This window comes from Emcibacter sp. SYSU 3D8 (assembly GCF_039655875.1).
Classification (GTDB): domain Bacteria; phylum Pseudomonadota; class Alphaproteobacteria; order SMXS01; family SMXS01; genus RI-34.
The window spans coordinates 489,869-514,361 of the sequence record NZ_JBBYXK010000002.1; the positions used below are offsets into that span (position 1 = coordinate 489,869).

25 protein-coding genes are annotated in these 24,493 nt (G+C 65.5%); 19 read left to right on the forward strand and 6 right to left on the reverse strand.

Going from position 1 to position 24,493, the window contains the following annotated elements; all coding sequences use genetic code 11:
* Positions 1–92 precede the first annotated feature (92 nt).
* From WJU21_RS08175 to WJU21_RS08190, 4 genes are all read left to right on the forward strand, one after another.
* Positions 93–581: a disulfide bond formation protein B gene (locus tag WJU21_RS08175; protein ID WP_346322915.1), complete on the forward strand. Its 489-nt coding sequence runs from the start codon at positions 93–95 to the stop codon at positions 579–581.
* Positions 578–1,126: a demethoxyubiquinone hydroxylase family protein gene (locus WJU21_RS08180; protein ID WP_346322916.1), complete on the forward strand. Its 549-nt coding sequence runs from the start codon at positions 578–580 to the stop codon at positions 1,124–1,126. The genes WJU21_RS08175 and WJU21_RS08180 overlap by 4 nt, the downstream gene beginning before the upstream one ends.
* A 164-nt stretch (positions 1,127–1,290) precedes the next feature.
* A complete protein-coding gene (locus WJU21_RS08185) occupies positions 1,291–2,043 on the forward strand; it encodes a glucose 1-dehydrogenase (protein ID WP_346322917.1) in 753 nt (250 codons plus the stop codon).
* 3 nt (positions 2,044–2,046) lie between these two features.
* A complete protein-coding gene (locus WJU21_RS08190) occupies positions 2,047–2,337 on the forward strand; it encodes a hypothetical protein (RefSeq protein ID WP_346322918.1) in 291 nt (96 codons plus the stop codon).
* 1 nt (position 2,338) lies between these two features.
* Here the strand turns inward: WJU21_RS08190 and WJU21_RS08195 are convergent, their stop codons facing one another.
* On the reverse strand, positions 2,339–2,899 hold the full coding sequence (locus WJU21_RS08195) for an HNH endonuclease (RefSeq protein WP_346322919.1): 561 nt from the start codon (positions 2,897–2,899) through the stop codon (positions 2,339–2,341).
* A 96-nt stretch (positions 2,900–2,995) separates the two neighbouring features.
* Positions 2,996–3,676 (reverse strand): hypothetical protein, encoded by a 681-nt coding sequence (locus tag WJU21_RS08200; RefSeq protein WP_346322920.1) that lies wholly within the window; start codon positions 3,674–3,676, stop codon positions 2,996–2,998.
* Positions 3,677–3,741: 65 nt separating this feature from the next.
* On the opposite strand from WJU21_RS08200, the gene WJU21_RS08205 reads away from it, so the two are divergent.
* Positions 3,742–4,233: a GNAT family N-acetyltransferase gene (locus WJU21_RS08205; protein ID WP_346322921.1), complete on the forward strand. Its 492-nt coding sequence runs from the start codon at positions 3,742–3,744 to the stop codon at positions 4,231–4,233.
* Complete coding sequence (gluQRS, locus tag WJU21_RS08210) at positions 4,230–5,057, forward strand: tRNA glutamyl-Q(34) synthetase GluQRS (RefSeq protein ID WP_346322922.1); 828 nt, start codon at positions 4,230–4,232, stop codon at positions 5,055–5,057. Before WJU21_RS08205 ends, gluQRS begins: the two co-directional genes overlap by 4 nt.
* 241 nt (positions 5,058–5,298) lie before the next feature.
* On the opposite strand, the gene WJU21_RS08215 is transcribed toward gluQRS, so the two are convergent.
* Positions 5,299–6,060 carry a helix-turn-helix domain-containing protein gene (locus WJU21_RS08215; RefSeq protein WP_346322923.1) on the reverse strand — a complete coding sequence of 254 codons (762 nt, stop codon included), beginning with the start codon at positions 6,058–6,060 and terminating at the stop codon, positions 5,299–5,301.
* A gap of 77 nt (positions 6,061–6,137) precedes the next feature.
* On the opposite strand from WJU21_RS08215, the gene WJU21_RS08220 reads away from it, so the two are divergent.
* Positions 6,138–7,076 (forward strand): NmrA family NAD(P)-binding protein, encoded by a 939-nt coding sequence (locus WJU21_RS08220; protein ID WP_346322924.1) that lies wholly within the window; start codon positions 6,138–6,140, stop codon positions 7,074–7,076.
* A gap of 130 nt (positions 7,077–7,206) precedes the next feature.
* Positions 7,207–7,866: a peroxiredoxin gene (locus WJU21_RS08225; protein WP_346322925.1), complete on the forward strand. Its 660-nt coding sequence runs from the start codon at positions 7,207–7,209 to the stop codon at positions 7,864–7,866.
* A gap of 189 nt (positions 7,867–8,055) precedes the next feature.
* Here the strand turns inward: WJU21_RS08225 and WJU21_RS08230 are convergent, their stop codons facing one another.
* Together WJU21_RS08230 and WJU21_RS08235 are read right to left on the reverse strand one after the other, a co-directional pair.
* Positions 8,056–8,652, reverse strand: coding sequence for an HAD family phosphatase (locus tag WJU21_RS08230; protein ID WP_346322926.1), 597 nt, complete (start codon positions 8,650–8,652; stop codon positions 8,056–8,058).
* 72 nt (positions 8,653–8,724) lie between these two features.
* Complete coding sequence (locus WJU21_RS08235) at positions 8,725–10,740, reverse strand: protein meaA (protein WP_346322927.1); 2,016 nt, start codon at positions 10,738–10,740, stop codon at positions 8,725–8,727.
* 176 nt (positions 10,741–10,916) lie between these two features.
* Between WJU21_RS08235 and ccrA the strand changes: the two genes are divergently transcribed.
* The 9 genes from ccrA to WJU21_RS08280 all read left to right on the forward strand — a co-directional run bounded on the left by ccrA (position 10,917) and on the right by WJU21_RS08280 (position 21,323).
* Positions 10,917–12,230: a crotonyl-CoA carboxylase/reductase gene (gene ccrA, locus WJU21_RS08240; protein WP_346322928.1), complete on the forward strand. Its 1,314-nt coding sequence runs from the start codon at positions 10,917–10,919 to the stop codon at positions 12,228–12,230.
* Between the two features lie 87 nt (positions 12,231–12,317).
* On the forward strand, positions 12,318–14,009 hold the full coding sequence (locus tag WJU21_RS08245; protein WP_346322929.1) for an acyl-CoA dehydrogenase family protein: 1,692 nt from the start codon (positions 12,318–12,320) through the stop codon (positions 14,007–14,009).
* Between the two features lie 21 nt (positions 14,010–14,030).
* Positions 14,031–14,225: a twin transmembrane helix small protein gene (locus WJU21_RS08250; protein ID WP_346322930.1), complete on the forward strand. Its 195-nt coding sequence runs from the start codon at positions 14,031–14,033 to the stop codon at positions 14,223–14,225.
* A gap of 2 nt (positions 14,226–14,227) precedes the next feature.
* Positions 14,228–14,791, forward strand: coding sequence for a cob(I)yrinic acid a,c-diamide adenosyltransferase (locus WJU21_RS08255; protein ID WP_346322931.1), 564 nt, complete (start codon positions 14,228–14,230; stop codon positions 14,789–14,791).
* 172 nt (positions 14,792–14,963) lie between these two features.
* The gene (locus tag WJU21_RS08260) at positions 14,964–15,713 is read left to right on the forward strand and encodes an electron transfer flavoprotein subunit beta/FixA family protein (protein ID WP_346322932.1); all 750 of its coding nucleotides are present in this window, start codon (positions 14,964–14,966) and stop codon (positions 15,711–15,713) included.
* The gene (locus tag WJU21_RS08265) at positions 15,713–16,642 is read left to right on the forward strand and encodes an FAD-binding protein (RefSeq protein WP_346322933.1); all 930 of its coding nucleotides are present in this window, start codon (positions 15,713–15,715) and stop codon (positions 16,640–16,642) included. Before WJU21_RS08260 ends, WJU21_RS08265 begins: the two co-directional genes overlap by 1 nt.
* Positions 16,643–16,684: 42 nt before the next feature.
* Entirely contained in the window at positions 16,685–17,557 is an 873-nt protein-coding gene (locus tag WJU21_RS08270) for a 3-hydroxybutyryl-CoA dehydrogenase (RefSeq protein ID WP_346322934.1), read from the forward strand.
* Positions 17,558–17,730: 173 nt separating this feature from the next.
* Positions 17,731–19,338 carry a carboxyl transferase domain-containing protein gene (locus tag WJU21_RS08275; protein ID WP_346322935.1) on the forward strand — a complete coding sequence of 536 codons (1,608 nt, stop codon included), beginning with the start codon at positions 17,731–17,733 and terminating at the stop codon, positions 19,336–19,338.
* Positions 19,339–19,340: 2 nt separating this feature from the next.
* Entirely contained in the window at positions 19,341–21,323 is a 1,983-nt protein-coding gene (locus tag WJU21_RS08280; protein ID WP_346322936.1) for a biotin carboxylase N-terminal domain-containing protein, read from the forward strand.
* Positions 21,324–21,455: 132 nt separating this feature from the next.
* Here WJU21_RS08280 and WJU21_RS08285 read toward each other — a convergent pair whose 3' ends face one another.
* On the reverse strand, positions 21,456–22,358 hold the full coding sequence (locus WJU21_RS08285; protein ID WP_346322937.1) for a LysR family transcriptional regulator: 903 nt from the start codon (positions 22,356–22,358) through the stop codon (positions 21,456–21,458).
* Between the two features lie 129 nt (positions 22,359–22,487).
* Between WJU21_RS08285 and WJU21_RS08290 the strand changes: the two genes are divergently transcribed.
* Complete coding sequence (locus WJU21_RS08290) at positions 22,488–23,033, forward strand: hypothetical protein (protein WP_346322938.1); 546 nt, start codon at positions 22,488–22,490, stop codon at positions 23,031–23,033.
* Positions 23,030–24,448 carry an MFS transporter gene (locus WJU21_RS08295; protein WP_346322939.1) on the forward strand — a complete coding sequence of 473 codons (1,419 nt, stop codon included), beginning with the start codon at positions 23,030–23,032 and terminating at the stop codon, positions 24,446–24,448. Before WJU21_RS08290 ends, WJU21_RS08295 begins: the two co-directional genes overlap by 4 nt.
* Positions 24,449–24,493 lie beyond the last annotated feature (45 nt).

Genomic DNA, 24,493 nt, shown 5'->3' on the forward strand with positions numbered 1-24,493 from the left:
TTCCGCTTAGATAGGCGATCCGGTTTGGATTGCAGCGGCAAAAGCGGCCTGTTACACGATTCGGGCGCACGTTCCACGGCAGCGAGGACCGCATGATTCGTTCAGCGAAACCGTCGATCTCCGGACCCGTCGTCCTGTTCGCGGCGTGCCTCGCCATGATCCTGGGCGCCTATGGTTTTCAGTATATCGGCGGGTTCGAACCCTGCGCATTGTGCTACTGGCAGCGCTACGCCTATTACGCGGCGATTCCGCTGGCCGGGCTAGCGCTGGTGGTCGCCGCGACGCGCGGCACGCCAGCCGCACGGGCGCTGTTGATCCTGACCGGCCTCGCGCTGCTGGCCGGCATGGGCATCGCCGGGTACCATGCCGGCGTCGAATATCACTGGTGGCCCGGCCCCGATACCTGTTCGGGCCCGCCGGTGACCGGCGACATCTTCCACCAGGACATCGGCCCCGGCCTGATCCGCTGCGACCAGACGCCCTGGTCCCTGTTCGGCGTGTCCATGGCGGGTTACAATTTCGTCATCTCGGGTCTGCTGGCGCTCGGCGCGTTCCGGCTGGCCCTGAAAGGACGGCCATGACCGACACGCCCGAACGCCTGCCCGGCACGCTGACCCTGGACGAAGAGAAGGCGCGGATGATCCGCGTCGACCAGGCCGGCGAATATGGCGCCGTGCGCATCTATGAAGGCCAGCTTGCCGTGCTGGGCGCCCGCACCTCAGGCGCGGTGATCCGCCGCATGGCCGCGCAGGAAGCCCGGCACCTGGATAAATTCGACCGGCTGATGACCCGGCGCCAGGTGCGCCCCACCTTGTTGTCGCCGGTGTGGCACATGGCCGGCTTCGCCCTGGGCGCGGCCACCGCGCTGATCGGCGAGAAGGCCGCCATGGCGTGTACGGTCGCCGTCGAGGAAGTGATCGACGAGCACTATTCCCGCCAGGCCGAGCGGCTGGAAGACGGCGACCCCGAACTGAAGACTCTGATCGAGGAATGCCGCGCCGAGGAGATCGAGCACAAGGCCGAAGCCGAGGAGCAGGGCGCCCGCGAGGCCATCGGCTACCCCGTCCTGACGGGCGCCATCAAGACCGGCGCCCGGCTGGCCATCTGGCTGTCGAGCAGGGTTTAGCCACCACTTTAGCCGTCATCCCGGCGAGGGCCGGGACCCAGACTTGACAGTCCGGCGCGATTCGCGCCGGTGTTTTCGTTGGGGACTGGATCCCGCCCTCCGGCGGGATGACGGCTGATGGGATTGCGAATACACTCCCCGCCACATCAAGGGGAGGATACCGAATGCTTGAAGGCAAAGTCGTACTCGTGACCGGCGGCTCCAGCGGGATCGGGCGGATCACCGCGCAGGCGATCTCGAAGGCAGGAGCCAAGGTCGCCGTCACCGGCCGGCGGCCGGAGGAAGGCGCCGAATGCGTCGCGCTGATCGAGCAGGCGGGCGGGCAGGCGCTGTTCGTGCAGGGCGACGTCTCCAACGAAGAGGACATCGAGAAGGCGATCGCCGAGACGGTGAAGAAATTCGGCAAGCTGGACGCCGCGTTCAACAATGCCGGCATCGGCGCGGCGGGCGGCCGGCTGGCCGACATGGACGCCGACAGCTTCGACGACATGTTCAACATCAACGTGAAAGGCGTGTTCCTGTCGATGAAGCACGAGATCCTGCAGTTCCTCAAGCAGGGGACCGGCGGCGCCATCGTCAATTGCAGCTCGGTGCAGGGCCATGTGAGCATCGCCGGCTCGGGCCACTATCCGGCCACCAAGCACGCCGTCGAGGGCTATACCAAGATGGCGGCGCTGGAATATGCCGGCGACCGCATCCGGATCAACGCGGTCTCGCCCGCCGTGATCTCCGATGGCCGGCTGGGTTCCGGCCCGCTGCCCGAGGAATTCCAGAAGATGCTGCTCGACCTGCACCCGATCGGCCGCTTCGGCACCGGACAGGACGTGGCCGACGCGGTGATCTTCCTGATGTCCGACAAGGCCAGCTTCATCACCGGCTCGTCGCTGGTGGTGGATGGTGGGTATATGGCGAAGTAACGGATGGACGATACGGCAGCGTTGAAGTGGCCCGTCTTGGTCGCTGTTGGACTGCTCTGCCTGGAGCTGGCGCTCAGCGCCGCTAATCTGTTCGTCATATCGCCCGAAACCAAGCCTTGGGTCTTCTTTGGCCCGCCGGGTTTCGGACACGACGTGCTGTTCATAGCGCTCTATGGTGCGGGCCTATGCGCCGTCGTTGGAATCTACCGAAGGGCGAGATGGGGGGAGGCCATGAACTCGCCGGCGGAGCGCAGCCGGATCGAACGCGCCAAGCCGCTGCCAAGCGCAGCGTGAATTACGGCTCCAGCTCCGCATCCCAGTAGAGATAGTCCCGCCAGCTTTCGTGCAAGTAATTGGGCGGGAAGCGCCGTCCGCGATCCTGCAGGTCGTGCTGGTTGGGTCGGAACGGCACCGTACGCGGATGCATGCCGGCCTCGCCCGGTGTGCGACCGCCCTTGCGCAGATTGCACGGTGCGCAGGCGGTGATGACGTTCTCCCAGGTGGTGATGCCGCCATAGGCGCGCGGCACCAGGTGGTCGAAGGTCAGATCGTGGCGATCACCGCAATACTGGCAGGCGAATTCGTCGCGCAGGAACAGATTGAACCGGGTGAAAGCCGGGAACGGCGCCGGCTTCACGTAGCGCTTCAGGCAGATCACGCTGGGCAGCTTGAATTCGAAGCTGGGCGAGCGGATCACCCGGTCGTATTCGGCGACGATGACCACCCGCTCCATGAACACCGCCTTGACGGCGTCCTGCCAGCACCAGAGCGAGAGCGGGTAATAGCTGAGCGGACGATAATCCGCGTTCAGCACCAGCGCAGGGCAACTCTCCAGGGTCGGTACGGCAGTTTCCACAGGCGTTCCGCTTCCTTAGTCATCGATGTCATACCAGATCGGGTATGACGCCGTGATGACACCACCAAGTTTTGCACGCGCAAGTGCCGTTCGCCACTATTTTTCAGGGCCAAGCACCCGTGCCAGAAATGTCTCCCCCAGGTCGACGCCGTCCGGCCCGATGCCGTGGCCGACATGGGCCGACAGGTGCGTCTCTACCGGAACATGGTTCCGTCGCAGGAAATTGGCAGCGGAATCCATCGCCATGGGCGGAATCATCTGGTCCAGGTCGCCGTGGACAAGCTGCACCGGCGGCCGCGAGCGGATCAGCGGCTCCAGCAGCCTGGGCGCGGCGATGGCGCCCGAATAGCCGAGAATGCCGGCAACCGGCTTCTCGCGCGTCAGCCCCACATGCAGCGCCAGCATGGTGCCCTGGGAGAAGCCGAGCAGCGCCAGGTCGGCCTCGGTCAGCCCGGCCTTCTCCAGCAGGCGATCGAGGAAGTGATTCAGGATCGGCGCGGCATAGGCCAGGCCCGCCTCGCTCTCGGCGGCCGAGAAGTTGCGGATCGGCCACCACTGGTAGCCGATCTGGTAACCGTCCTCCATGCCGGGCACACGGTCCGGCCCGTCGGGCGAATAGAACGCGGTGTGCGGGAACGCCATACGCCAGCCCAGCGCCAGCCCGTTCAGGTCCTGGCCGCTGGCGCCGAAGCCATGGCACAGCACCACGATCTTGCTGGGGCGGCCGCCGGCAAAGGGCGGCAGGCTGGGACCGGAAAGTTTTGGCAGATCGGGCATTGTGCTTCCTTGCGGCAGGAACGGTTCGCGTGAAAGATAGCGGGGCGGCGAGGGGAGCGAAACCGATGATCCGGGTCAGGCGTCTGGACGTTGACGATGCGGCCGCGTTTCGCGCGGTGCGCCTCGAATGCCTGCGCCTGCATCCGGAGAATTTCGGCACGGTTTGGGAAGTCGAGCGGGAGCGGCCCGCCGGCGACTTCGCGGCCACGCTGGCGGCGCACCAGTTCTGGGGCGGCTTCGAGGGCGAGGCGCTCGCCGGTATCGTCGGCTTCTACGTCATGCCCCGCGCCAAGGAGCGGCACCGCGGGGTGCTCTATGCCATGTATGTGCGCGAGAGCGCCCGCGGCACCGGCATGGCCGCCGCGCTGGTACAGGCGGTGATCGAGCATGCGCGCCCGCTGGTCGACATGATCTGGCTGAAGGTGGCCGTCGCCAACGCACCGGCCCGCGCGCTCTATGCCCGCTTCGGCTTCACGGTCTACGGGCTGGAGAAGGCCAGCCTGCGCGTCGGCGGGCGCAACATCGACCAGGAATACCAGGTGCTGGCCCTGCGATGATCGTCACCCGCTTCGCTCCCAGCCCCAACGGCTACCTGCATCTTGGCCATGCCCTGTCCGCCATGACCGGGTTCCGGGCGGCACGGCCGGATGGCCGGTTTCTGCTGCGTATCGAAGACATCGACACGGCCCGTGCCCGGCCCGAATTCGAGAAGGCGATCTTCGAGGATCTGGCCTGGCTTGGCTTGACCTGGAGGGTACCGGTGCGCCGCCAGTCCGAGCATGTCGCCGACTATGAAGCCGCGCTCGCCCGGCTGGAGTCGATGGGCCTGACCTATCCCTGTTTCTGCACCCGCAAGGACATCGCGGCCGAGATCGCAAGGAGCCCTGCCGCGCCGCATGGTCCCGAGGGCGCGCTCTATCCGGGCATCTGCCGCCACCTGTCTGACGGCGAACGCCGGCGGCGGATCGAGGCCGGCGAGAAATTCGCCATCCGCCTCGACGTGGCCAGAGCGGTGGCGATGACCGGGCCGCTGGGCTGGTCCGACCGGCTGAGGGGCCAGGTCGCCGCCGATCCGGCATCGCTGGGCGATGTGGTGCTGGCGCGCAAGGATATCCCCACGTCCTATCACCTCGCGGTTACCGTAGACGACGCGCTGCAAGGCGTGACCCTGGTGACACGCGGCGAGGACCTGTTCCACGCCACCCATATCCACCGGCTGCTGCAGGAATTGCTGCAGCTGCCGGTGCCGGACTACTGGCATCACCGACTGATCCGGGATGCCGGCGGCATGCGTCTTGCCAAGTCCAAGGGCGCCCCGGCGCTGCGCGACCTGCGCGCCGCGGGTATGACGACGGCCGAGGCGCGGGCGCTGGTGGATTAGGCTCCGCCTTCCCAACATCGTCATCCCGCTGAATAGCGTGTGAAGAAAACAATATCTTGAAATAAGTCCTCGTCATTCCCGCGCACGCGGGGTCCAAGGTGGGCAAGGGCAAGAAGCGTTCAACCCCTCCATAGAGCGAAATGATTTTTCTGCGGATATGGGCCATGGCGACTAACTCGCTCTACGACGACCGTCCGGGATTCCGCGTGCGCGGAAATGACAGCTTTGTTAATTGGTTTGATCACAATCTCCTTCGGCGGGATGACAGCTGAAGTTGGGGCTTCCCACGCGACGACGCCGCCCGCGAGCCCACCTGCTTCGGCGTCAGGGCCGCGCTCTTACCACGGTCGGTCCAAAAGCGGCGGATGTTGGCCATGAAGAACTCGAGCAGCGCCCGCTTGCGGGCTGCGTCATCGGTGGCGAAGGCAGTCTCGGACAGGCCGTGCAGGAATACCTCCATGTAGTCGGCCAGCATGGCGAAGCCTTCCGGATCGAGTTCGATCACCTCGCGGTAGAGATGGCGCAACCGGTCGTTGCGGTCGCCCTCAATGCCGGCACGGCTTTCGTCGAGCACTTGACGCAGCCCGGCGTCGGTACGTGCGGCGGCTGTCAATTCGCGCGCGGCGGTCTGCATGGGACCACCAGCGTGATTCCACAGCGCCACGACCGCCGTTTCGACGATGTCGCGGCCTGCCGCCTGGGCAAGCGATTCGTCCAGTTCGCGGCCGATCTCGGCGTGCAGCCAGCGCACCGCCGCCAGCAACAGGTCGCGGGTGGTGGCGAAGTGGTGCTGCACCTGGCCGCGAGTGACGCCGGCGTGTTTGGCGACCTCGCTCATGGTAGTGCGGGCGTAGCCGACCTCTACGAAGCAAGCCACGGCGGCGCGCAGTATGGTCTCGCGCGCGCTCTCGCCACGTCGTGTGAGCCACCGGCGGGGCCGCCGTTCGAGGGGTTTCATGGTTGCCATGGCGCCAGAGTGGTCGAAACTGGCGAGTCTGTCCATATTAAAGACCGATCATGCTTGATCGGTATTTCGCCGTGTGCTTATATCCGCCCACATCAATCAGACGGGAGGACCAGATGGCATTGGTGGCGGTATTCGGCGCGAGCGGGCGCCAGGGCCTGGCGCAGGTGCGCCAGCTGGTGAAGGCGGGCCATGACGTGCGCGCCCTATCGCGCAGCAAGGACCCATTCTACGGCGAGGTTTTCGAGGGCGCCGGCAAGATCAGCGTGATGCCGGCCGATACCGCCGACGACGTCTCGCTGCAGAACGCGGTGAACGGCGTCGATGCCGTGTTCTACACCCATCCGGTGCGCGGCGGCGACCGCGTGACCTGGGTCGAACGGGTCGGCAAGGCCTGCGCCAAAGCCGGGGTCAAGCGCATGGTGTGGAACACCTCCATGTGGATTCCCGACCGGCCGGGCGATCCGGGCGCATATGGCGCCAACACCATCGCCATCAACAAGCTGTGGCGCACCGGCTGCCCGGCCACCGTATTCGGCTCGGTGCTGTTCATGGACAATCTGCTGACCGGCTGGGCGTTCGAGTCGATCGTCCGCGACGGCATCTACACCTATCCGCACAACCCCTTCCTGCAGGCCAACTGGATCAGCCTGGACGACGTGGCCAAGTTCATGATCGCGGCCATCGACCGGCCCGACCTGGAAGGCGCGTGGATGAACATCGGCGGTCCCGAGCGCATGGTGCCCGAGGATGTGGCGCAGGTGCTGAGCGAGACCATCGGCCGCCCCATCGAATTCGTCCCGCGCACGCCGGCCCAGTTCGGCAAGGCGCTGGCCGACGCGTTCGGCGACAGCGTATCGCCGGAAGAACATGCGGCCATTTCGGCCCGCATCGCCGAATTCTACATCTACAACAATTTCGCCCCGACCAAGCCGTTCGTGGTCGACATGAAGCCGGTGCTCGACCGCATCCCGATCAAGCTCGAGAGCATGCGCGAATGGGCGGCCCGCCAGGAGTGGAAACTGACCAACAAGCCGCGCCCGCCGGCCGGCTGATCAGGCACCGCACGACCCGATCGCGCCCAAGGGGTCATGGATTCGACACAAGCGAGGATGTATCCTGCGGCGCGTTTGGCGTCCCCGTGCCCCGTTTGGCCGGTCGGGCGCCCCGAGAGAGGAGCTTCCCATGTCGCTGCGCATCAATTCCGACGCCCCGAATTTCACCGCCGAGACCACCCAGGGCACCATCAACTTCCATGAGTGGCTGGGCGACAGCTGGGGCGTGCTGTTCTCCCATCCCAAGGACTTCACGCCGGTTTGCACCACCGAGCTGGGCTATGTGGGCCGCCTCGCGCCCGAATTCGCCAAGCGCAACGTGAAGGTGATTGGGCTCTCCGTCGATCCGGTGACGAATCACGGCGAATGGGCCAAGGACATCGAGGAAACCCAGGGTTCGCCGGTGAACTTCCCGATGATCGGCGACCCCGATCTGAAGGTGGCCAAGCTGTACGACATGCTGCCCGAGGACGCGGGCACCACATCGGAAGGCCGGACCGCCGCCAACAACGCCACGGTGCGCACCGTGTTCGTCATCGGCCCCGACAAGAAGATCAAGCTGATGCTGATCTATCCCATGAGCACGGGCCGCAACTTCGACGAGATCCTGCGGGTGATCGACTCCCTGCAGCTCACGGCGAAGCACTCGGTGGCGACGCCGGTGAACTGGAAGAGCGGCGAGGACGTGATCATCGTCCCGTCGGTCTCCGACGAGCAGGCCAAGGAAAAATTCCCCGGCGGCTGGAAGACGGTGAAGCCGTATCTGCGCGTGGTGCCCCAGCCGAAGTAAGGGCCGTTCTCGCATTCAAAATATCGTCGTCATACCCGCGCACGCGGGTACCCAGTCGGGGCCGTCACGTGGCCTCTCAACCGCGCCGTCACGAAGAATGCCTTTCGCTTAAGGGGCGGTCCCAGGTAACCGGCCCTACGAAGAGCTGGGTTTCCGCGTGCGCGGGAATGACGAGGTTTTTTTAAATGGTCAGACCAACCCCAGCGTCCCCAACGCCGCCCTGATCTCCAGCGGCCCCTGCACATGGTGCGTGTCCCATCCGAACGCCCGGGCGCCGTCGACGATGTGGGCGTTGTCGTCGAAATAGACGATGCGCGCCGCACCCAGCGCGTCCGCCACATGGGCGAAGATCTCCGGGTCCGGCTTCCAGTGGCCGATCTCGTGCGAGGCGAAGGTGCGCTCGAACAGGCCGCCGAGGCCGTGGATGTCCATCAGCCCGGCCCAGTGCAGCTCGTTGGTGTTGCTGAGGCAGGCGGTGCGATAGCGCGCCCGGACCTCGGCCAGCAACTCCGCCGCCCCCGGCTTCAGCCCGCCCAGCCAGCCGACCCAGCGCTCCAGCAGTTCGCCGGGCGGCATGTCCAGCGCCAGTTCGTCGCGCAGGAGTACGGCGAACTCCTTGCCGCCGATCCTGCCGCTCTCGAACAGCCGGCAGGCCGGCGAATGTTTCAGCGAGGCATGGATGGTGTCGTAGCTGCGGCCGGTGATGTCCGCCAGCCCATGCACGCCATGAAAATCGAACAGCACGCCGCCGAGATCGAAGACGAGCCAAAGGTGTTGTTGCGTCATGCGCACCTCCTGAAACGGGCGGCATGATGCCGGAAAGGTTGCGCACCGGCTAGCGACTGTGCGATCGGGCTTCTACGCCGCCTCGTCCTGCGACTTGTCCACCAGATCCACGATGTCGCTCATGATCTCGCTGATCTGGTAATCCTTGGGCGTGTAGACCGCCGCGGCGCCGGCCGCCTTCAGGGTCCGTTCGTCCTCGGGCGGGATGATGCCGCCGACCACGACCGGGATGTCGCCCATGCCGGCCGCGCGCATGCGGTCCATGACGTCGGTGACCAGCGCGACGTGGCTGCCGGACAGGATCGACAGGCCGACCACGTGCACGCCTTCCTCGAGCGCCGCGTTGACGATCTGGGCGGGTGTCAGGCGGATGCCTTCGTAGACCACTTCCATGCCGGAATCGCGGGCCTTCACGGCGATCTGCTCGGCGCCGTTGGAGTGGCCGTCGAGGCCGGGCTTGCCGACCAGGATTTTCAGCCGCCGCCCCAGCTTGGCCGAGACCGCGTCGACCTTGGCCTGCACCGCCGACAGATCCGCGCCCCGGTCATTGGAAGCGCGGCCCACGCCCGTGGGCGCGCGGTATTCGCCGAAGATCTCGCGCAGCACCTGGCCCCATTCGCCGGTGGTGACGCCCGCCTTCGCCGCTTCAATCGACGCCGGCATCATGTTGCGGCCTTCCCTGGCGGCGTCGGACAGGCCGGCAAGGGCGGCTTTCACCGCCGCCCCGTCGCGCTGGGCGCGCCAGGCCTTGAGGTGCTCGATCTGGTCGTGCTCGGCCGAATCGTCCACCGTCAGGATCGCGCCGTCACCGCCGGTCAGAGGCGAGGGCGCCGTTTCGGCGAAAATGTTGACGCCGATCAACGGCAGCTCGCCCGCCTCGATGGCGTTCATGCGCAGGCTGTTCGACTGCACCAGCGCCTGTTTCATATAGGATGATTCGATGGCCGAGACCGCGCCGCCCATGGCCTGGATGCGCTCGAACTCCTCGAGGATTTCCTGTTTCAGCGCCGTCACCTTCTTCTCGATGGCGACCGAGCCGTCGAAGATATCGGCATATTCCAGCAGGTCGGTCTCATAGGCGACGATCTGCTGCAGCCTGAGACTCCATTGCTGATCCCACGGACGCGGCAGGCCCAGCGCCTCGTTCCAGGCCGGCAGCTGCACCGCGCGGGCGCGGGCGTTCTTCGACAGGGTGACCGCCAGCATGGACAGCAGGATGCGGTAGACGTTGTTCTCGGGCTGCTGCTCGGTGAGACCCAGCGAATTGACCTGCACGCCATAGCGGAAGCGGCGCAGGCTGGCGTCCTCGATGCCGTAGCGCGTCGCCGTCAACTCGTCCCACAGCTCGGTGAAGGCGCGCATCTTCGACATCTCGGTGATGAAGCGCACCCCGGCATTGACGAAGAAGCTGATCCGGCCGACGACCGTCGGAAACTCGTCCGCCGGCACCTGGCCCGAATCGCGCACCGAATCGAGCACGGCAATGGCGGTGGCCAGCGCGAACGCCACCTCCTGCACCGGCGTCGCGCCGGCTTCCTGCAGGTGGTAGGAGCAGACGTTGGTCGGATTCCACTTCGGCAGCTCGCGGTAGGTGTAGCTGATCACATCCGTGGTCAGGCGCATGGACGGCGCCGGCGGGAAGATGTAGGTGCCGCGGCTGAGATATTCCTTGATGATGTCGTTCTGCACCGTGCCGCTGAGTTTCGAGCGGTCGGCGCCCTGCTCGTCGGCGGCGGCGATATACAGCGCCAGCAGCCACGGCGCGGTGGCGTTGATGGTCATCGAGGTGTTCATCTTCTCGAGCGGGATGCCGTCGAACAAGGCGCGCATGTCGCCCAGATGCCCGACCGGCACGCCCACCTTGCCCACCTCGCCCCGCGCCAGCGGATGATCGCTGTCGTAACCGGTCTGGGTGGGCAGGTCGAACGCCACTGAAAGGCCGGTCTGGCCGCGCGCCAGATTGGTCCGGTAGAGCTCGTTCGACGCCTTGGCTGAGGAGTGGCCGGAATAGGTGCGGATCAGCCATGGTTTGTCCCTGGCCGTCTTCGGCTTTACTGAGTCGGCCCCCTTGCCTGACGTCTCGCTCATTGGTTCTCCTGTGGTTTGTTAGCGCTACCGGGTGGTAACGGAGTCGTTTATTTCCGGATGGACCGCCTACCGGAAATATCATAATAGATGCTGCGCCGCAAAATGACTTGAACGACAATGTTGCTTTGGAAGGTCTGCCTTCCGGGAAAGCAGCCCGGCGACAGGAGTGAACGCCCATGACCCAGCAGCCCGCAACCGCAGAAAACGCCCCGCCCACCGGACAGGTCCTGAAAGACCTGTATGAAGTCGGCGAAATCCCGCCGCTGGGCCATGTGCCGCCAAAGATGTACGCATGGGCGATTCGCCGGGAACGTCACGGCCCGCCCGAGGAGGCCATGCAGATCGAGGTGGTCGATACACCCGATGTGGACCCGGACGAGGTGGTCATTCTGGTGATGGCGGCCGGCGTCAACTACAACGGTGTCTGGGCTGGCCTGGGCATTCCGCTGTCGCCGTTCGACGTGCACAAGGCCGAATACCACATCGCCGGATCGGACGCGTCGGGCATCGTCTACAAGATCGGCTCGCGCGTGAAGCGCTTCAAGGTGGGCGACGAGGTCGTGGTCCACTGCAACCAGGACGACGGCGACGACGAGGAGTGCAACGGCGGCGACCCGATGAATTCGCCGTCGCAGCGGATCTGGGGTTATGAAACGCCGGACGGCTCGTTCGCCCAGTTCGCCAAGATCCAGGCGCGCCAGCTGATGCACCGGCCCAAGCACCTGACCTGGGAAGAGAGCGCCTGCTACACGCTCACCCTGGCGACCGCCTACCGCATGCTGTTCGGGCATCGGCCGCACATCATCCGCCCGGGCCACAATATTCTTGTCTGGGGCGCATCGGGCGGACTCGGCTCCATGGCGATCCAGCTCTGCGCCACCGCCGGCGCCAACGCCATCGGCGTGATTTCCGACGAAAGCAAGCGCGACTTCGTGCTGTCGCTGGGCGCCAAGGGCGTGATCAACCGCAAGGATTTCGATTGCTGGGGCCAGCTGCCGCCGGTCGGCGATCAGGCTGTCTATGCCGACTACATGAAGCGCAGCCGCGAGTTCGGCAAGGCGATCTGGAACATCACGGGCAAGGGCAACGACGTCGACATGGTGTTCGAGCACCCGGGCGAATCGACCTTCCCGGTGAGCTGTTTCGTGGTCAAGCGCGGCGGCATGGTGGTGTTCTGCGCCGGCACCACCGGCTACAACCTGACCATGGACGCCCGCTTCGTGTGGATGCGCCAGAAGCGTATCCAGGGCAGCCATTTCGCCAATCTGAAGCAGGCCAGCCAGGCCAACCAGCTGGTCATCGAGCGCCGCATCGACCCCTGCATGTCGGAAGTGTTCTCGTGGGAGGATATCCCGCGCGCCCACACCAAGATGTGGAAGAACGAGCACAAGCCCGGCAACATGGCCGTGCTGGTGTCGGCCCGCTACCCGGGCCTCAGGACGATCGAGGACGCCATCGAGGCCGGCAACGAACCGGGCCTGGGCGCCTGACCGGACGGCTGGATTTGCGGGGCTTCATCCGCTAAGGAAGCGCCTCCGTATAGCGAAGCCTACCGACGAAACGAGAAGGACTGCGACATGGCCTCCACCCTGCCAAAGGACGAAACCCAGAGCGTGCATCTCGACAATCTGGTGCCGCTGTGCGAGCAGGCGCTGGAAGCCGCCGAGACCCTGGCCCTTGCCGTTCGCGCCGCCGTTGCCGCGCTGATCGTCCGCGACGGCCGGGTCGACCGCAAGCTGCTGGAGGCCCACCAGTCCGTCGCCCACGGCTATGGCTGGTACGCCACCTATATCGAGGCGCTTCGCCAGACGCTGGCATGGCGCAAGGCCCTGACGGAAGAAGGCCGAGGCGGCGAGCTCGAGACGCTGATCCTGCAGGCCGGCTTCGGCGAATATTGCGCCCAGCTGATCGGCGGGCTGCAGATGAGCCAGGTGGAATGGGCACGCCCGTCGGAGATGGGCGCCTCGGACGCGCAGATCGCCGCCTTCGCGAGCAATCCGGCCGTACGCGCGCTGGTGCGCGGCGGTAATACCGAGTCGGTGCGCGCCCGCATCGCCGAACTGGTGCAGGACGGCCTCGCCACCGGCGCCTTCGGCGACACGGGCCTGGACGAGACGCTGGGCATGATCCGCGACCAGTTCCGCCGTTTCGCCCAGGAAGAGGTCGCGCCCTATGCCCATGACTGGCACCTGAAGGACGAGCTGATTCCGGCCGATGTGGTCAACCATATGAGCGAGTTGGGCGTGTTCGGCCTGACCATCCCCGAGGAATATGGCGGGCTGGGCCTGGGCAAGACCGCCATGTGCGTGGTGTCCGAGGAACTGAGCCGGGGCTATATCGGCGTCGGCTCGCTGGGAACACGCTCGGAGATCGCTGCCGAGCTGATACTGAACGGCGGCACCGAGGAGCAGAAGCACCAGTGGCTGCCCAAGATCGCCTCGGGCGAGACGCTGCCGACCGCCGTCTTCACCGAGCCCAACACCGGCTCGGACCTGGGCAGCCTGCGCACCCGGGCCGTGAAGGACGGCGACGTCTACAAGATCACCGGCAACAAGACCTGGATCACCCACGCGGCCCGCGCCGACGTGATGACCATGCTGGTCCGCACCAATCCCGAAACCAAGGATTACCGCGGCCTGTCCATGTTCCTGGCCGAGAAGCCCCGTATGAACAGCGAGACCGATTTTCCGGCCAAGGGCATGACCGGCGGCGAAATCCACGTGCTGGGCTATCGCGGCATGAAGGAATACGAACTGGGCTTCGACGGCTTCGAGGTCAAGGCCGAGAACCTGCTGGGACAGCAGGAAGGCAACGGCTTCAAGCAGCTGATGGCCACCTTCGAGTCGGCCCGCATCCAGACCGCCGCCCGCGCCATCGGCGTGGCCCAGTGCGCCATGGAGCTTGGCCTGAAATATGCCCTCGACCGGGTGCAGTTCGGCAAGCCGATCTATAATTTTCCGCGCGTGTTCGGCAAGATCGCCTGGATGGTGGTCGAGATCATGATGGCCCGCCAGCTTTCATACTTCGCTGCCCGCGAGAAGGACGAAGGCCTGCGCTGCGACCTGGAGGCCGGCATGGCCAAGCTGCTGGGCGCCCGCGTCGCCTGGGCCGCCGCCGACAACGCCATGCAGATTCATGGCGGCAACGGCTATGCGCTGGAATATCCGATCAGCCGCGTCCTGTGCGATGCCCGTATCCTCAACGTGTTCGAGGGCGCGGGCGAAATCCAGGCCGAGGTGATTACGCGCAGATTGCTGGAAAGCAACTGATCCCCGCACTAGGTTAGGCCCATGTCAACGCCGCTGCTCGTCATCATCGGTCTTCTCGCCATCGCGCTGGTGGTCGTGCTGGGCATGGGCATCGTCGGCCTGGCGCGCAATGGCGGCACCAATCCGCGCCGCTCCAACAAGCTGATGCAGATGCGCGTGGCGATCCAGTTCGTCATCCTGCTGATCCTGTTCGCCGCCCTGGCCCTCGGCAGCTAGGGATGGTCAAACTCAACAAAATCTATACGCGCGGCGGCGACACCGGCAAAACCTCGCTGGTCAGCGGCGACCGGGTGCTGAAATCGGCGCCGAGGGTGGCGGCCTATGGCACGGTCGACGAAACCAACGCCACCATCGGCCTGGCCCGGGTTCATACCATCGGCGAGGCGGACGCGGCGCTGTCGCGAATCCAGAACGACCTGTTCGACCTGGGCGCCGACCTGGCGACTCCGGGCGAGGATTTCGAGAACACATCCAATCTGCGCATCGTCGAGGCCCAGGTGGCCCGGCTGGAACATGAGATCGACCTGCTCAACGACCGGCTGCTGCCGTTGACCTCGTTCATCCTGCCCGGCGGCACGCCGGCGGCGGCGGCGCTGCACCTGTCCCGCACCGTGGCGCGCCGCGCCGAGCGCGACATGGTGACCATGGCCGAAACCGAGCCGGTCAATCCGGCGGCGATCCGCTACATCAACCGGCTGTCCGATTACCTGTTCGTGCTCGCCCGTCACCTGAACGACAATGGCGCTCAGGACGTCCTGTGGGTGCCTGGCGCGAACCGATAGGGTCCACCGATCATGGACCTCCCGATCCGCCCGATCCCGGAGGAGCCTCGCAAAGCGCGTTGGGGAATCTGCGACGCCCTTCCTGCGGGGGTGGGTCGTTGACACTAATATGCCCTTGGGTTAATTGGTGCACTGCGAAAAAATGCTAGAAAATGCGGGAGAGACCTCAGGCATGAAGATTCTGGTCCCTGTGAAGCGGGTCATTGATTACAACGTCAAGGCGCGCGTGAAGGCCGACAAGACGGGCGTGGACCTGGCCAACGTCAAGATGTCCATGAATCCGTTCGACGAAATTGCCGTTGAAGAGGCAATTCGAAAGAAGGAAGCGGGACAGGCGGAAGAAATCATCGCCGTGTCCATCGGCCCGGCACAGGCCCAGGAAACGCTGCGTACCGCCCTCGCCATGGGCGCCGACCGCGCGATCCTGATCCAGACCGACGAGGCGGTAGAACCGCTTGCGGTCGCCAAGCTGCTGAAGGCCGTCGTCGATGCCGAACAGCCCGGCCTGGTGATCCTTGGCAAGCAGGCCATTGACGACGACAGCAACCAGACCGGCCAGATGCTGGCGGCCCTGCTGGGCTGGCCCCAGGGCACCTTCGCCTCCATCGTCAAGGTGACGGACGGCGGCATCGAGGTGACCCGCGAGGTTGACGGCGGTCTCGAGACCGTGGCGCTGACCATGCCGGCCATCGTGACCACCGACCTGCGCCTCAACGAGCCGCGCTATGCGTCGCTGCCGAACATCATGAAGGCCAAGAAGAAGCAGCTCGACGTCAAGACTCCCGCCGATTACGGCGTGGACACCGCGCCGCGCCTGAAGACGCTGAAGGTGGAAGAACCTCCCAAGCGCACCGGCGGCGTCAAGGTGAAGTCCATCGAGGAGCTGATCGACAAACTGAAGAACGAAGCGGGAGTGATCTAATGACGGCGCTGGTCCTCGCAGAACACGACAACAAGGAACTCAAGCCCGCCACCCTGAACGCGGTCACCGCCGCGTCCCAGCTCGGCGGCGACGTGCATGTGCTGGTCGCCGGTGGCGGCGCCCAGGCCGTGGCCGATGCAGCCGCCCAGATTGCCGGCGTCTCGGCCGTGCTGCTGGCCGAAGACCCGTCCTACGAGAACAAGCTGGCCGAGAATGTCGCGCCGCTGATCGTCTCGCTGGCCGGTGACTACGACGCCATCGTCGCGCCCACCACCACCTCGGGCAAGAACATCCTGCCGCGCGTCGCTGCGCTGCTCGACGTCGCCCAGATTTCCGACGTCATGAAGATCGAATCGGCCGACACCTTCGTCCGGCCGATCTATGCGGGCAACGCGCTGGCCACGGTGCAGTCCACGGACTCGAAGAAGGTGATGACCGTGCGCGGCACCGGCTTTGCCGCGGCCGCCGCCACTGGCGGCTCGGCCGAGATCCGCAATGTCGCCGCTGCCGCCAATCCGGGCAATTCGCGCTTCGTGGGCGCGGACCTGGCCCAGTCGGACCGTCCCGAGCTGACCGCCGCCAAGGTGATCGTGTCGGGCGGACGCGGCATGGGCTCGAGCGAGGCGTTCTCGATCATCGAGAGCCTTGCCGACAAGCTCGGCGCCGCCGTTGGCGCCTCGCGCGCCGCCGTCGATGCGGGCTTCATCTCCAACGACCATCAGGTCGGCCAGACCGGCAAGATCGTGGCGCCGGAGCTCTACATCGCGGTCGGCATCTCGGGCGCCATTCAGCATCTGGCTGGCATGAAGGATTCCAAGGTGATCGTGGCGATCAACAAGGACGAAGAGGCGCCGATCTTCCAGGTGGCCGATTACGGCCTTGTCGCGGACCTGTTCCAGGCCGTGCCCGAGCTCGAAAAGGCTCTGTAAAATCGGACTTATCCCACACTCCAACGGCTCGAGGCAGACGCCATGATAGAGACAGTCGGGATCATCGGCGCCGGCCAGATGGGCAACGGCATCGCCCACGTTGCTGCCTTGGCCGGATTCAACGTGCTGCTGGTGGACGCCAATCCGGACGCCGCCCAGAAGGCGTTGGGGATCATCGACGGCAATATGTCTCGTCAGGTTGCCCGCGGCCGTATCAAGGAAGACGAGCACCGCCAGGCCATGAACCGGATTCGTCTGGTGGACGGCCTTGCGGCGCTGTCCGACTGCCATCTGGTCATCGAGGCGGCGACCGAGAAGGAGACGGTGAAGGTCGCCATCTTCCAGGAGCTGTGCAAGACCCTGAACAAGGACGCCTATATCGCGACCAACACGTCGTCGATCTCGGTGACCCGTCTTGCCTCGACCACCGACCGCCCCGAGCGTTTCATCGGCATGCACTTCATGAATCCGGTGCCGCTGATGGAACTGGTGGAGATCATCCGCGGCATCGCTACGGTGGAAGACACCTACAAGGCGGTGAAGGTTTTCGCCGACAAGCTGGGCAAGATCACCACCAACGCCGAGGATTTCCCGGCCTTCATCGTCAACCGCATCCTGGTGCCGATGATCAACGAGGCGGTCTATACGCTCTATGAGGGCGTCGGCAATGTGGAGGCCATCGACACCGCCATGAAGCTGGGCGCGCATCATCCGATGGGCCCGCTGGAGCTGGCGGATTTCATCGGTCTCGACGTCTGCCTGTCGGTCATGCAGGTGCTGTATGACGGCCTGGCCGACAGCAAGTACCGGCCCTGCCCGCTGCTGGTGAAGTATGTCGAGGCCGGCTGGCTGGGCAAGAAATCCGGCCGCGGCTTCTACGATTATTCCGGCGAGAAGCCTGTCCCGACCCGGTAAAGGGTCCTTTCCTCTAAATTCTCCGTCTTTGCGAGGAGCGAGGCGACGCGGCAATCCAGCCGTGCCGTTGACGGCTGTGCGACGGAACGGCTGGATTGCCGCGCTGCGCTCGCAAAGACGGGTTATGGATTAAAGCGGCCAGCCTGCGTTACAACTGCTGCAGGGGAGACGTCATGCAGCCGCTTGCGACCGCGATCAAGACCACGTCAGACACCTTCCGTGACAACGCCGCCGCCATGCGCGCGCTGGTCGGCGATCTGCGCGCGAAGGCCGCCGCCATTTCCCTGGGCGGCGACGCGCGCTCCCGCGAGCGGCATGTGGCGCGCGGCAAGCTGCTGCCGCGCGACCGGATCGACGCCCTGCTCGATCCCGGCGCGCCGTTCCTCGAGCTGTCCCAGTTCGCCGCCCACGGCATGTACGAGGACACCATCAACGCCGGCGGGCTGATCACCGGCATCGGCCGCGTGTCCGGCGCCGAATGCATGATCGTGTGCAACGACGCCACGGTGAAGGGCGGCAGCTACTATCCGGTCACGGTGAAGAAGCACCTGCGGGCGCAGGAGATCGCGGCCGAGAACCGGCTGCCCTGCGTCTATCTTGTGGATTCGGGCGGCGCCAATTTGCCGCGCCAGGACGAGGTGTTTCCCGACCGCGACCATTTCGGCCGCATCTTCTACAACCAGGCCAACCTGTCGGCGGGCGGCATCCCGCAGATCGCCGTGGTGATGGGCTCGTGCACGGCGGGCGGCGCCTATGTGCCGGCCATGGCCGACGAGAGCGTCATCGTCCGCAACCAGGGCACCGTCTTCCTCGGCGGCCCGCCGCTGGTGAAGGCGGCGACCGGCGAGGTGGTGAGCGCCGAGGAGCTGGGCGGCGGCGACCTGCATTCGCGCATCTCCGGCGTCACCGACCATCTGGCGGGCAACGACGCCCATGCGCTCGCCATGACGCGGCGGATCGTCGCCAACCTCAACCGGCGCAAGGCCCACGGGCTCGACATCGCCGCGCCGGAAGCACCGCTTTATCCGGCCGAGGACATCTACGGCATCATCCCGAAGGACGGCCGCCAGTCCTACGACGTGCGCGAGATCATCGCCCGGCTGGTGGACGGCTCGCGCTTCGACGAGTTCAAGCGGTTCTACGGCGATACCCTGGTCTGCGGCTTCGCGCGGCTGTGGGGCTTTCCGGTCGGCATCGTCGCCAACAACGGCATCCTGTTCTCGGAAAGCGCGCTGAAGGGCGCCCATTTCATCGAGCTGTGCTGCCAGCGGCGCATCCCGCTGGTGTTCCTGCAGAACATCACCGGCTTCATGGTCGGCCGCAAATACGAGGCCGGCGGCATCGCCAAGGACGGCGCGAAGATGGTCATGGCCGTCGCCAACGCGAAAGTGCCCAAGTTCACAGTGATCATCGGCGGCTCGTTCGGCGCGGGGAACTACGCCATGAACGGCCGCGCCTACGGCCCGCGCCTGCTGTTCACCTGGCCCAACGCGCGGATTTCGGTGATGGGCGGCGAGCAGGCGGCGACCGTCCTCGCCACCGTCAAGCGTGACGGCATGGAGGCGCGCGGCGAGAGCTGGCCGGCCGAGGACGAGGAGGCGTTCAAGGCGCCGATCCGCGCCCAGTACGACGAACAGGGCCATCCCTATTACGCCAGCGCCCGGCTGTGGGACGACGGCATCATCGACCCGGCGGACACGCGCCGCGTGCTGGGCCTGTCGATCTCGGCCAGCCTCAACGCGCCGATCCCCGAAACCCGCTTCGGCGTCTTCAGGATGTAGCCATGTTCCGTTCGGTCCTCGTCGCCAACCGGGGTGAGATCGCGCTGCGCGTCATGCGCACCGCGCGGCGCATGGGCATGCGGACCATCGCCGTCCATTCCGAGGCGGATGCCGGCGCGCCCCATGTCCGCTTCGCCGACGAGGCGCACCTGATCGGCCCGCCGCCGGCGCTGGAAAGCTACCTGAAGATCGACCGGATCATCGAGGCGGCCGTCAGGTCGGGCGCCGAGGCGATCCATCCGGGCTACGGCTTCCTGTCGGAGAACGCGGTCTTCGCCGAGGCCTGCGCGGCGGCGGGGATCGTGTTCGTCGGCCCGCCGGTCGAGGCGATCCGCCAGATGGGCAACAAGAGCGCGGCCAAGGCGCTGATGGACAGGGCCGGCGTCCCCGTCGTCCCCGGCTATCACGGCGCCGACCAGTCCGACGAGATGCTGGCGCTGGCCGCCGAGCATGCCGGCTATCCGGTGCTGATCAAGGCGGCGGCGGGCGGCGGCGGCAAGGGCATGCGCCGGGTAAACGATCCGGCGTCGTTCGACAAGGAACTGAAGGCCGCGCGGCGCGAGGCGATGAGTGCGTTCGGCGATGACACCATGCTGGTCGAGAAATTCGTGTCCCGCCCGCGCCACATCGAGATCCAGGTGTTCGCCGACATCCATGGCGACGCGGTCCATCTGTTCGAGCGCGAATGCTCGATCCAGCGCCGCCACCAGAAGGTGATCGAGGAAGCGCCCGCGCCCGGGATGACCGGAGAGCTGCGCGGCCGCATGGGCGGCGCGGCGGTGGCGGCGGCCAAGGCCATCGGCTACCGGGGCGCGGGCACGGTCGAGTTCATCGTCGACGGCAGCGAGGGGCTGGCCAACGCCGACTTCTTCTTCATGGAGATGAACACCCGGCTGCAGGTCGAGCATCCGGTGACCGAGATGATCACCGGCACCGATCTGGTCGAATGGCAGTTCCGCGTCGCCTCGGGCGAGGCGCTGCCGCTGACGCAGGACCAGCTCGCCATCAACGGCCACGCCATCGAGGCGCGGCTCTACGCCGAGAACCCGGCGAAGAAGTTCTTCCCGCAGGCCGGGCCGCTGAAGCGCCTGCGCTTCCCGCCGGAGAGCGCACATGTCCGGATCGATTCGGGCGTCGAGGAAGGCCAGGACATCTCCATCTTCTACGACCCGATGATCGCCAAGGTGATCGCCTGGGACACAACCCGCACCGGCGCGGCGCGGCGGCTGGAGACGGCGCTGGAGCAGACCAGGCTGGCGGGCATCGCCTCCAACCTCGGCTTCCTCGCCGCCATCGCCGGCAACGCGGCGTTCCTGAAGGGTGACCTGCACACCGGTTTCATCGACGAGCACGCCGCCGACCTGATCCCGGCGGCCCAGCCTGCCGACAGGGAAACGCTCGGCGCGGCGGTGCTGTCGATCCTGTCGGCGCGCACGCAGCCCGCCGCCGACCCGTGGGACGACCGCACCGCATGGCGCATGAACCTGCCGCCGTGCGAAATCTTCGTGCTGAAGGACGGCGACGCCGAGCGCCGCGTGACCGTGACCCATGCGCCGTCGCTGACCCTCGAGATCGACGGCGAAAGCCTGCCCGCCGCCTTCGCGCAGGAGGCCAACGGCGACCTGGCCGTCAGCCTCGGCGGCGTGCGCTCATCGGTCCACGTGCTCACCGAGGGCGACGCGATCACCGTGCTGCGCAGGGGCCATGCCCACAAGCTGGAACTGGTGCAGGCCGACGCGGCGGGCGACGACGCCGCAGCCAGCGCATCCGACATCCGCGCGCCGCTGCCGGGCCGCGTGGCGCAGGTGCTGGCCGAGCCGGGCAAGGCGGTGGCGAAACACGCGCCGCTGGTGATCCTCGAGGCCATGAAGATGGAGCACGTTCTGGTGGCGCCCGCGGCCGGCACCGTCGACGAGGTGCGCGTTACCGCGGGCGATCAGGTGGCCGAGGGCACTGTGCTGGTGACGTTCGTAGGGAGAGCGTAGATTGGCCGCCGTAGGGTCCTTGGACAGCAAAACTGTAATCCGCTATGGGTGAAAGCGAACCTTTGCCTCGAACGGTCGTCAAGGCAGCCCTGCGCCCTAAACGGCGCCCAGAGCACCGCTCACGGCCGGACGTCAATCCACGTCGGTAGGAGTGCAGGCCTGCCTTATGCATGCGCGGAGCCACCGGTGGACCGGGTCGGCGTCCAACCGAGGATGCCAGACCATTGAGACCGTAAAGCCTGTCGTCCTTACCGGCACGGCAAAGCTGAACATTCCTTTCCTCAGCGCGGAAGTGTGCAGTTCAGGAACCGTGGCGACGAGATCTGAATTGCGCGCCAGCGCGAGCGCAGTTGCAAAGCCGCTCACAGCGCTGACGACGCGGCGTGAGAGGTTGTTTGGCAGGAAAGGCCGCTCGACAGCATCTTCGTCGAAGCCGCTACGTGAGACGATAACGTGCAACGCCTGCACGTAGTCCTTGGCGGTAACACCCTCTGCTGCAAATGAATGGTCCATGCTCACGGCGCCGACGAGGCGATCGTGAAACAGTGCTTGAGCACGCAATTCCGGCCCCATAGACGGCTCGACGACAGCCGTCTCCAGATCGACCGCACCCTCGCGCAGAGGCGTGCTGTCCTTGTCTGGCTTCTGGAGAAAGTTGAGCCGGACGCCTGGTGCCGTGGCTTTGACGCGGGCCAAGAGGCGCGGTCCGAAGTTCTCAACGAAGCCATCGCTGGTGCGCAGTGTGAAGGTGCGCTCCAGCGTCGAAAGACTCATTGCGTCAGCGGGACGTAAAACGGACTGCGCCTCCTGCACCAGCGCCCCAACGCGCCCACGTAGCTCAAGTGCGCGGGGCGTCGCAACGAGGCCGCGACCAGCCCGCACGAGCAGCGGATCACCGGTCGTCTCCCGCAGCCTGGCAAGAGAACGGCTCATCGCTGACGGGCTAAGACGGAGCCGGCGGGCGGCACGTACCACACTGCCTTCCTCGAGCAGAACATCGAGAACTACGAGCAGATTGAGGTCGGGGCCTGACATGACTCGACTTTGCCACATGTGGCGTCAAATGCACTAATAACCTGCAATCGTTGCGCATTCCGCCACGTATTCGGCCGTCCTAGGCTTGTTGTGAAACCTAGCTGCAGTCCTAAGCCGAAAGAGGATGGAATGACTAAGAATACTCTCGAAGACTCCATGGCAGCCCTGAGTTCAATGTGGGGGCCGCTAACGACAGAGCTGGCCGATGCAGCCCGGCTGCATCTGGAGACCCTAGCGCGGGCTTCGACCGACGAACCGTGGCTTGCGGACTTACACCGCGATCTGCCGGCCAGAAGCGAACTGTATCGTGATCCGGTGCATGGGTTTGTCCTTCTCGCCCACGTCGAGATGACCAGCCTCTACCGCCCGCCGCACGACCATGGGCGGAGCTGGGTGGTCTATGCCGTCCAGCAAGGCGAGAGCGAGATGGGAACCTACGGCCGGACCGAAACTCCGGCTGGTCAGGTCCGCCTAGCGAAGCGCAACACCAAACTCCTAAAGCCCGGGATGGCGCAGGTGTACCTGCCCGGCGATATCCATGACACCTTGTGCGTCTCCGGTCCCGCAATCCTGTTCCGCTTCACCGAGCGGGATCTGAAGGTGGAGGATGAAGTCGACCATCGGGTGAGCCGGTACGTCCAACGCGATGGCTACTGGACGACGAGTGGCCAATGACCGCCCCCTCTGTCTTAGCGCTCGATGACTGGGAGCGATTCGCCGAGCCGCGGCGCACCCTTGCCATCGCCGCAGTGCTGGCCGCGATGGTACTAGTGGTGCTCGGCGCGGCTATCGCCAACATTGCCCTCCCGACCATTGAGCGGGCCTTGCATGTGACGCCGGCGGCGGCGGTCAGGGTCGTGACCGCCTACCAACTTGGCCTTGTCATTAGCCTGCTTCCGGCCGCTGCGCTTGGTGAAAGCTTAGGTTACCGACGTGTATTCCTGACGGGCGCCGCAATATTCACCCTCGCGTCCATCATTTGTGCGCTGTCGCCATCGCTAAACATCCTGGTAGCCGCGCGTTTTGTCCAAGGGCTTGGCGGCGCCGCCGTAATGTCCCTCGGAATCGCACTGCTGCGTTTCATAGTTCCAAAGGATCGCCTAAGCGCCGCTATCGGCTGGAACGCGCTGACTGTGGCGCTTACGTCAGCAGCGGGCCCGATGCTCGGTGCGGCGATCCTTTCCGTGGCGCCATGGCCTTGGCTGTTCGTTGTCAATTTGCCAATCGGGTTGATGGTGCTGCTTGCAGCGTGTTCGCTTCCGAGGGTGAGGGGTACGGGCCAACCCGTTGACTTCCTGAGCGTTGCGCTCAGCGCATGCTTCTTCGCCCTTATAGTTATCGGAGTCCAGATTGCGCCGAACTGCCCTGTGCTCGCAGGGGCGCTCGTTGTTGGAGCTGCGGCAATTGCGGTTCTGCTGGTGAAGAGAGAGTCGCGCTACGCTTCACCTCTCATTCCGCTTGACCTGCTGCGCACGCCGTCTTTGGGTATATCGGTCATCGCGTCCGTGATGTGCTTCACGGGTGTGAGTGCAGCGTTGGTCGCCTTGCCGTTCCACTTCCAGAACGCGCGTGGCATGTCGCCAGTGATCACTGGTCTGTACCTCACGCCTTGGCCGCTGGCCGTGGCATCCATGGCGCCGGTTGTTGGCCGGCTGGCGAACCGGATTTCGCCGGCATGGCTTTGCTTTGCTGGTGGGGTACTCCTCTCGGTCGGACTGGGCCTCGCCGCGATCCTGCCGGTGTACTTCGGACCATTAACATTGAGCTTTTGCACTATCCTCTGCGGAATCGGATTCGGTCTCTTCAACGTGCCTAACAACCGCAATATATTCCTGTCCGCACCGCGCGAGCGCAGCAGTGCTGCCGGTGGGCTGCAGAGCCTCGCTCGGCTTTCTGGACAGACCGCTGGCGGCTTATTGATGACGGTGTTGTTCACTCTGGTGCCTGTGGACACGGCGCCCAGGCTTGGACTTTCCATCGGTGCGGTGATGTCGCTCTCCGCCGGGGTGGTAATGTTCCTGTGGTCTGGTGCGCTGAGGACCGTCTCGAAACAAATCATCGATGACCGTGGGGCGGCAATTGATCCATAGCCCACCTCCAAGGGACCGGTCCTCATAGACAGCTCGAACGTCCGC

What these genes read in the sequence shown, in the direction of transcription:
- WJU21_RS08175 (WP_346322915.1), top strand. Translation starts at nt 93, where the DNA reads ATGATTCGTTCAGCGAAACCGTCGATCTCCGGACCCGTCGTCCTGTTC.
- WJU21_RS08180 (WP_346322916.1), top strand. Translation starts at nt 578, where the DNA reads ATGACCGACACGCCCGAACGCCTGCCCGGCACGCTGACCCTGGACGAA.
- WJU21_RS08185 (WP_346322917.1), top strand. Translation starts at nt 1,291, where the DNA reads ATGCTTGAAGGCAAAGTCGTACTCGTGACCGGCGGCTCCAGCGGGATC.
- WJU21_RS08190 (WP_346322918.1), top strand. Translation starts at nt 2,047, where the DNA reads ATGGACGATACGGCAGCGTTGAAGTGGCCCGTCTTGGTCGCTGTTGGA.
- WJU21_RS08200 (WP_346322920.1), bottom strand. Translation starts at nt 3,676, where the DNA reads ATGCCCGATCTGCCAAAACTTTCCGGTCCCAGCCTGCCGCCCTTTGCC.
- WJU21_RS08205 (WP_346322921.1), top strand. Translation starts at nt 3,742, where the DNA reads ATGATCCGGGTCAGGCGTCTGGACGTTGACGATGCGGCCGCGTTTCGC.
- gluQRS (WP_346322922.1), top strand. Translation starts at nt 4,230, where the DNA reads ATGATCGTCACCCGCTTCGCTCCCAGCCCCAACGGCTACCTGCATCTT.
- WJU21_RS08215 (WP_346322923.1), bottom strand. Translation starts at nt 6,060, where the DNA reads ATGGACAGACTCGCCAGTTTCGACCACTCTGGCGCCATGGCAACCATG.
- WJU21_RS08220 (WP_346322924.1), top strand. Translation starts at nt 6,138, where the DNA reads ATGGCATTGGTGGCGGTATTCGGCGCGAGCGGGCGCCAGGGCCTGGCG.
- WJU21_RS08225 (WP_346322925.1), top strand. Translation starts at nt 7,207, where the DNA reads ATGTCGCTGCGCATCAATTCCGACGCCCCGAATTTCACCGCCGAGACC.
- WJU21_RS08230 (WP_346322926.1), bottom strand. Translation starts at nt 8,652, where the DNA reads ATGACGCAACAACACCTTTGGCTCGTCTTCGATCTCGGCGGCGTGCTG.
- WJU21_RS08235 (WP_346322927.1), bottom strand. Translation starts at nt 10,740, where the DNA reads ATGAGCGAGACGTCAGGCAAGGGGGCCGACTCAGTAAAGCCGAAGACG.
- ccrA (WP_346322928.1), top strand. Translation starts at nt 10,917, where the DNA reads ATGACCCAGCAGCCCGCAACCGCAGAAAACGCCCCGCCCACCGGACAG.
- WJU21_RS08245 (WP_346322929.1), top strand. Translation starts at nt 12,318, where the DNA reads ATGGCCTCCACCCTGCCAAAGGACGAAACCCAGAGCGTGCATCTCGAC.
- WJU21_RS08250 (WP_346322930.1), top strand. Translation starts at nt 14,031, where the DNA reads ATGTCAACGCCGCTGCTCGTCATCATCGGTCTTCTCGCCATCGCGCTG.
- WJU21_RS08255 (WP_346322931.1), top strand. Translation starts at nt 14,228, where the DNA reads ATGGTCAAACTCAACAAAATCTATACGCGCGGCGGCGACACCGGCAAA.
- WJU21_RS08260 (WP_346322932.1), top strand. Translation starts at nt 14,964, where the DNA reads ATGAAGATTCTGGTCCCTGTGAAGCGGGTCATTGATTACAACGTCAAG.
- WJU21_RS08265 (WP_346322933.1), top strand. Translation starts at nt 15,713, where the DNA reads ATGACGGCGCTGGTCCTCGCAGAACACGACAACAAGGAACTCAAGCCC.
- WJU21_RS08270 (WP_346322934.1), top strand. Translation starts at nt 16,685, where the DNA reads ATGATAGAGACAGTCGGGATCATCGGCGCCGGCCAGATGGGCAACGGC.
- WJU21_RS08275 (WP_346322935.1), top strand. Translation starts at nt 17,731, where the DNA reads ATGCAGCCGCTTGCGACCGCGATCAAGACCACGTCAGACACCTTCCGT.
- WJU21_RS08280 (WP_346322936.1), top strand. Translation starts at nt 19,341, where the DNA reads ATGTTCCGTTCGGTCCTCGTCGCCAACCGGGGTGAGATCGCGCTGCGC.
- WJU21_RS08285 (WP_346322937.1), bottom strand. Translation starts at nt 22,358, where the DNA reads ATGTCAGGCCCCGACCTCAATCTGCTCGTAGTTCTCGATGTTCTGCTC.
- WJU21_RS08290 (WP_346322938.1), top strand. Translation starts at nt 22,488, where the DNA reads ATGACTAAGAATACTCTCGAAGACTCCATGGCAGCCCTGAGTTCAATG.
- WJU21_RS08295 (WP_346322939.1), top strand. Translation starts at nt 23,030, where the DNA reads ATGACCGCCCCCTCTGTCTTAGCGCTCGATGACTGGGAGCGATTCGCC.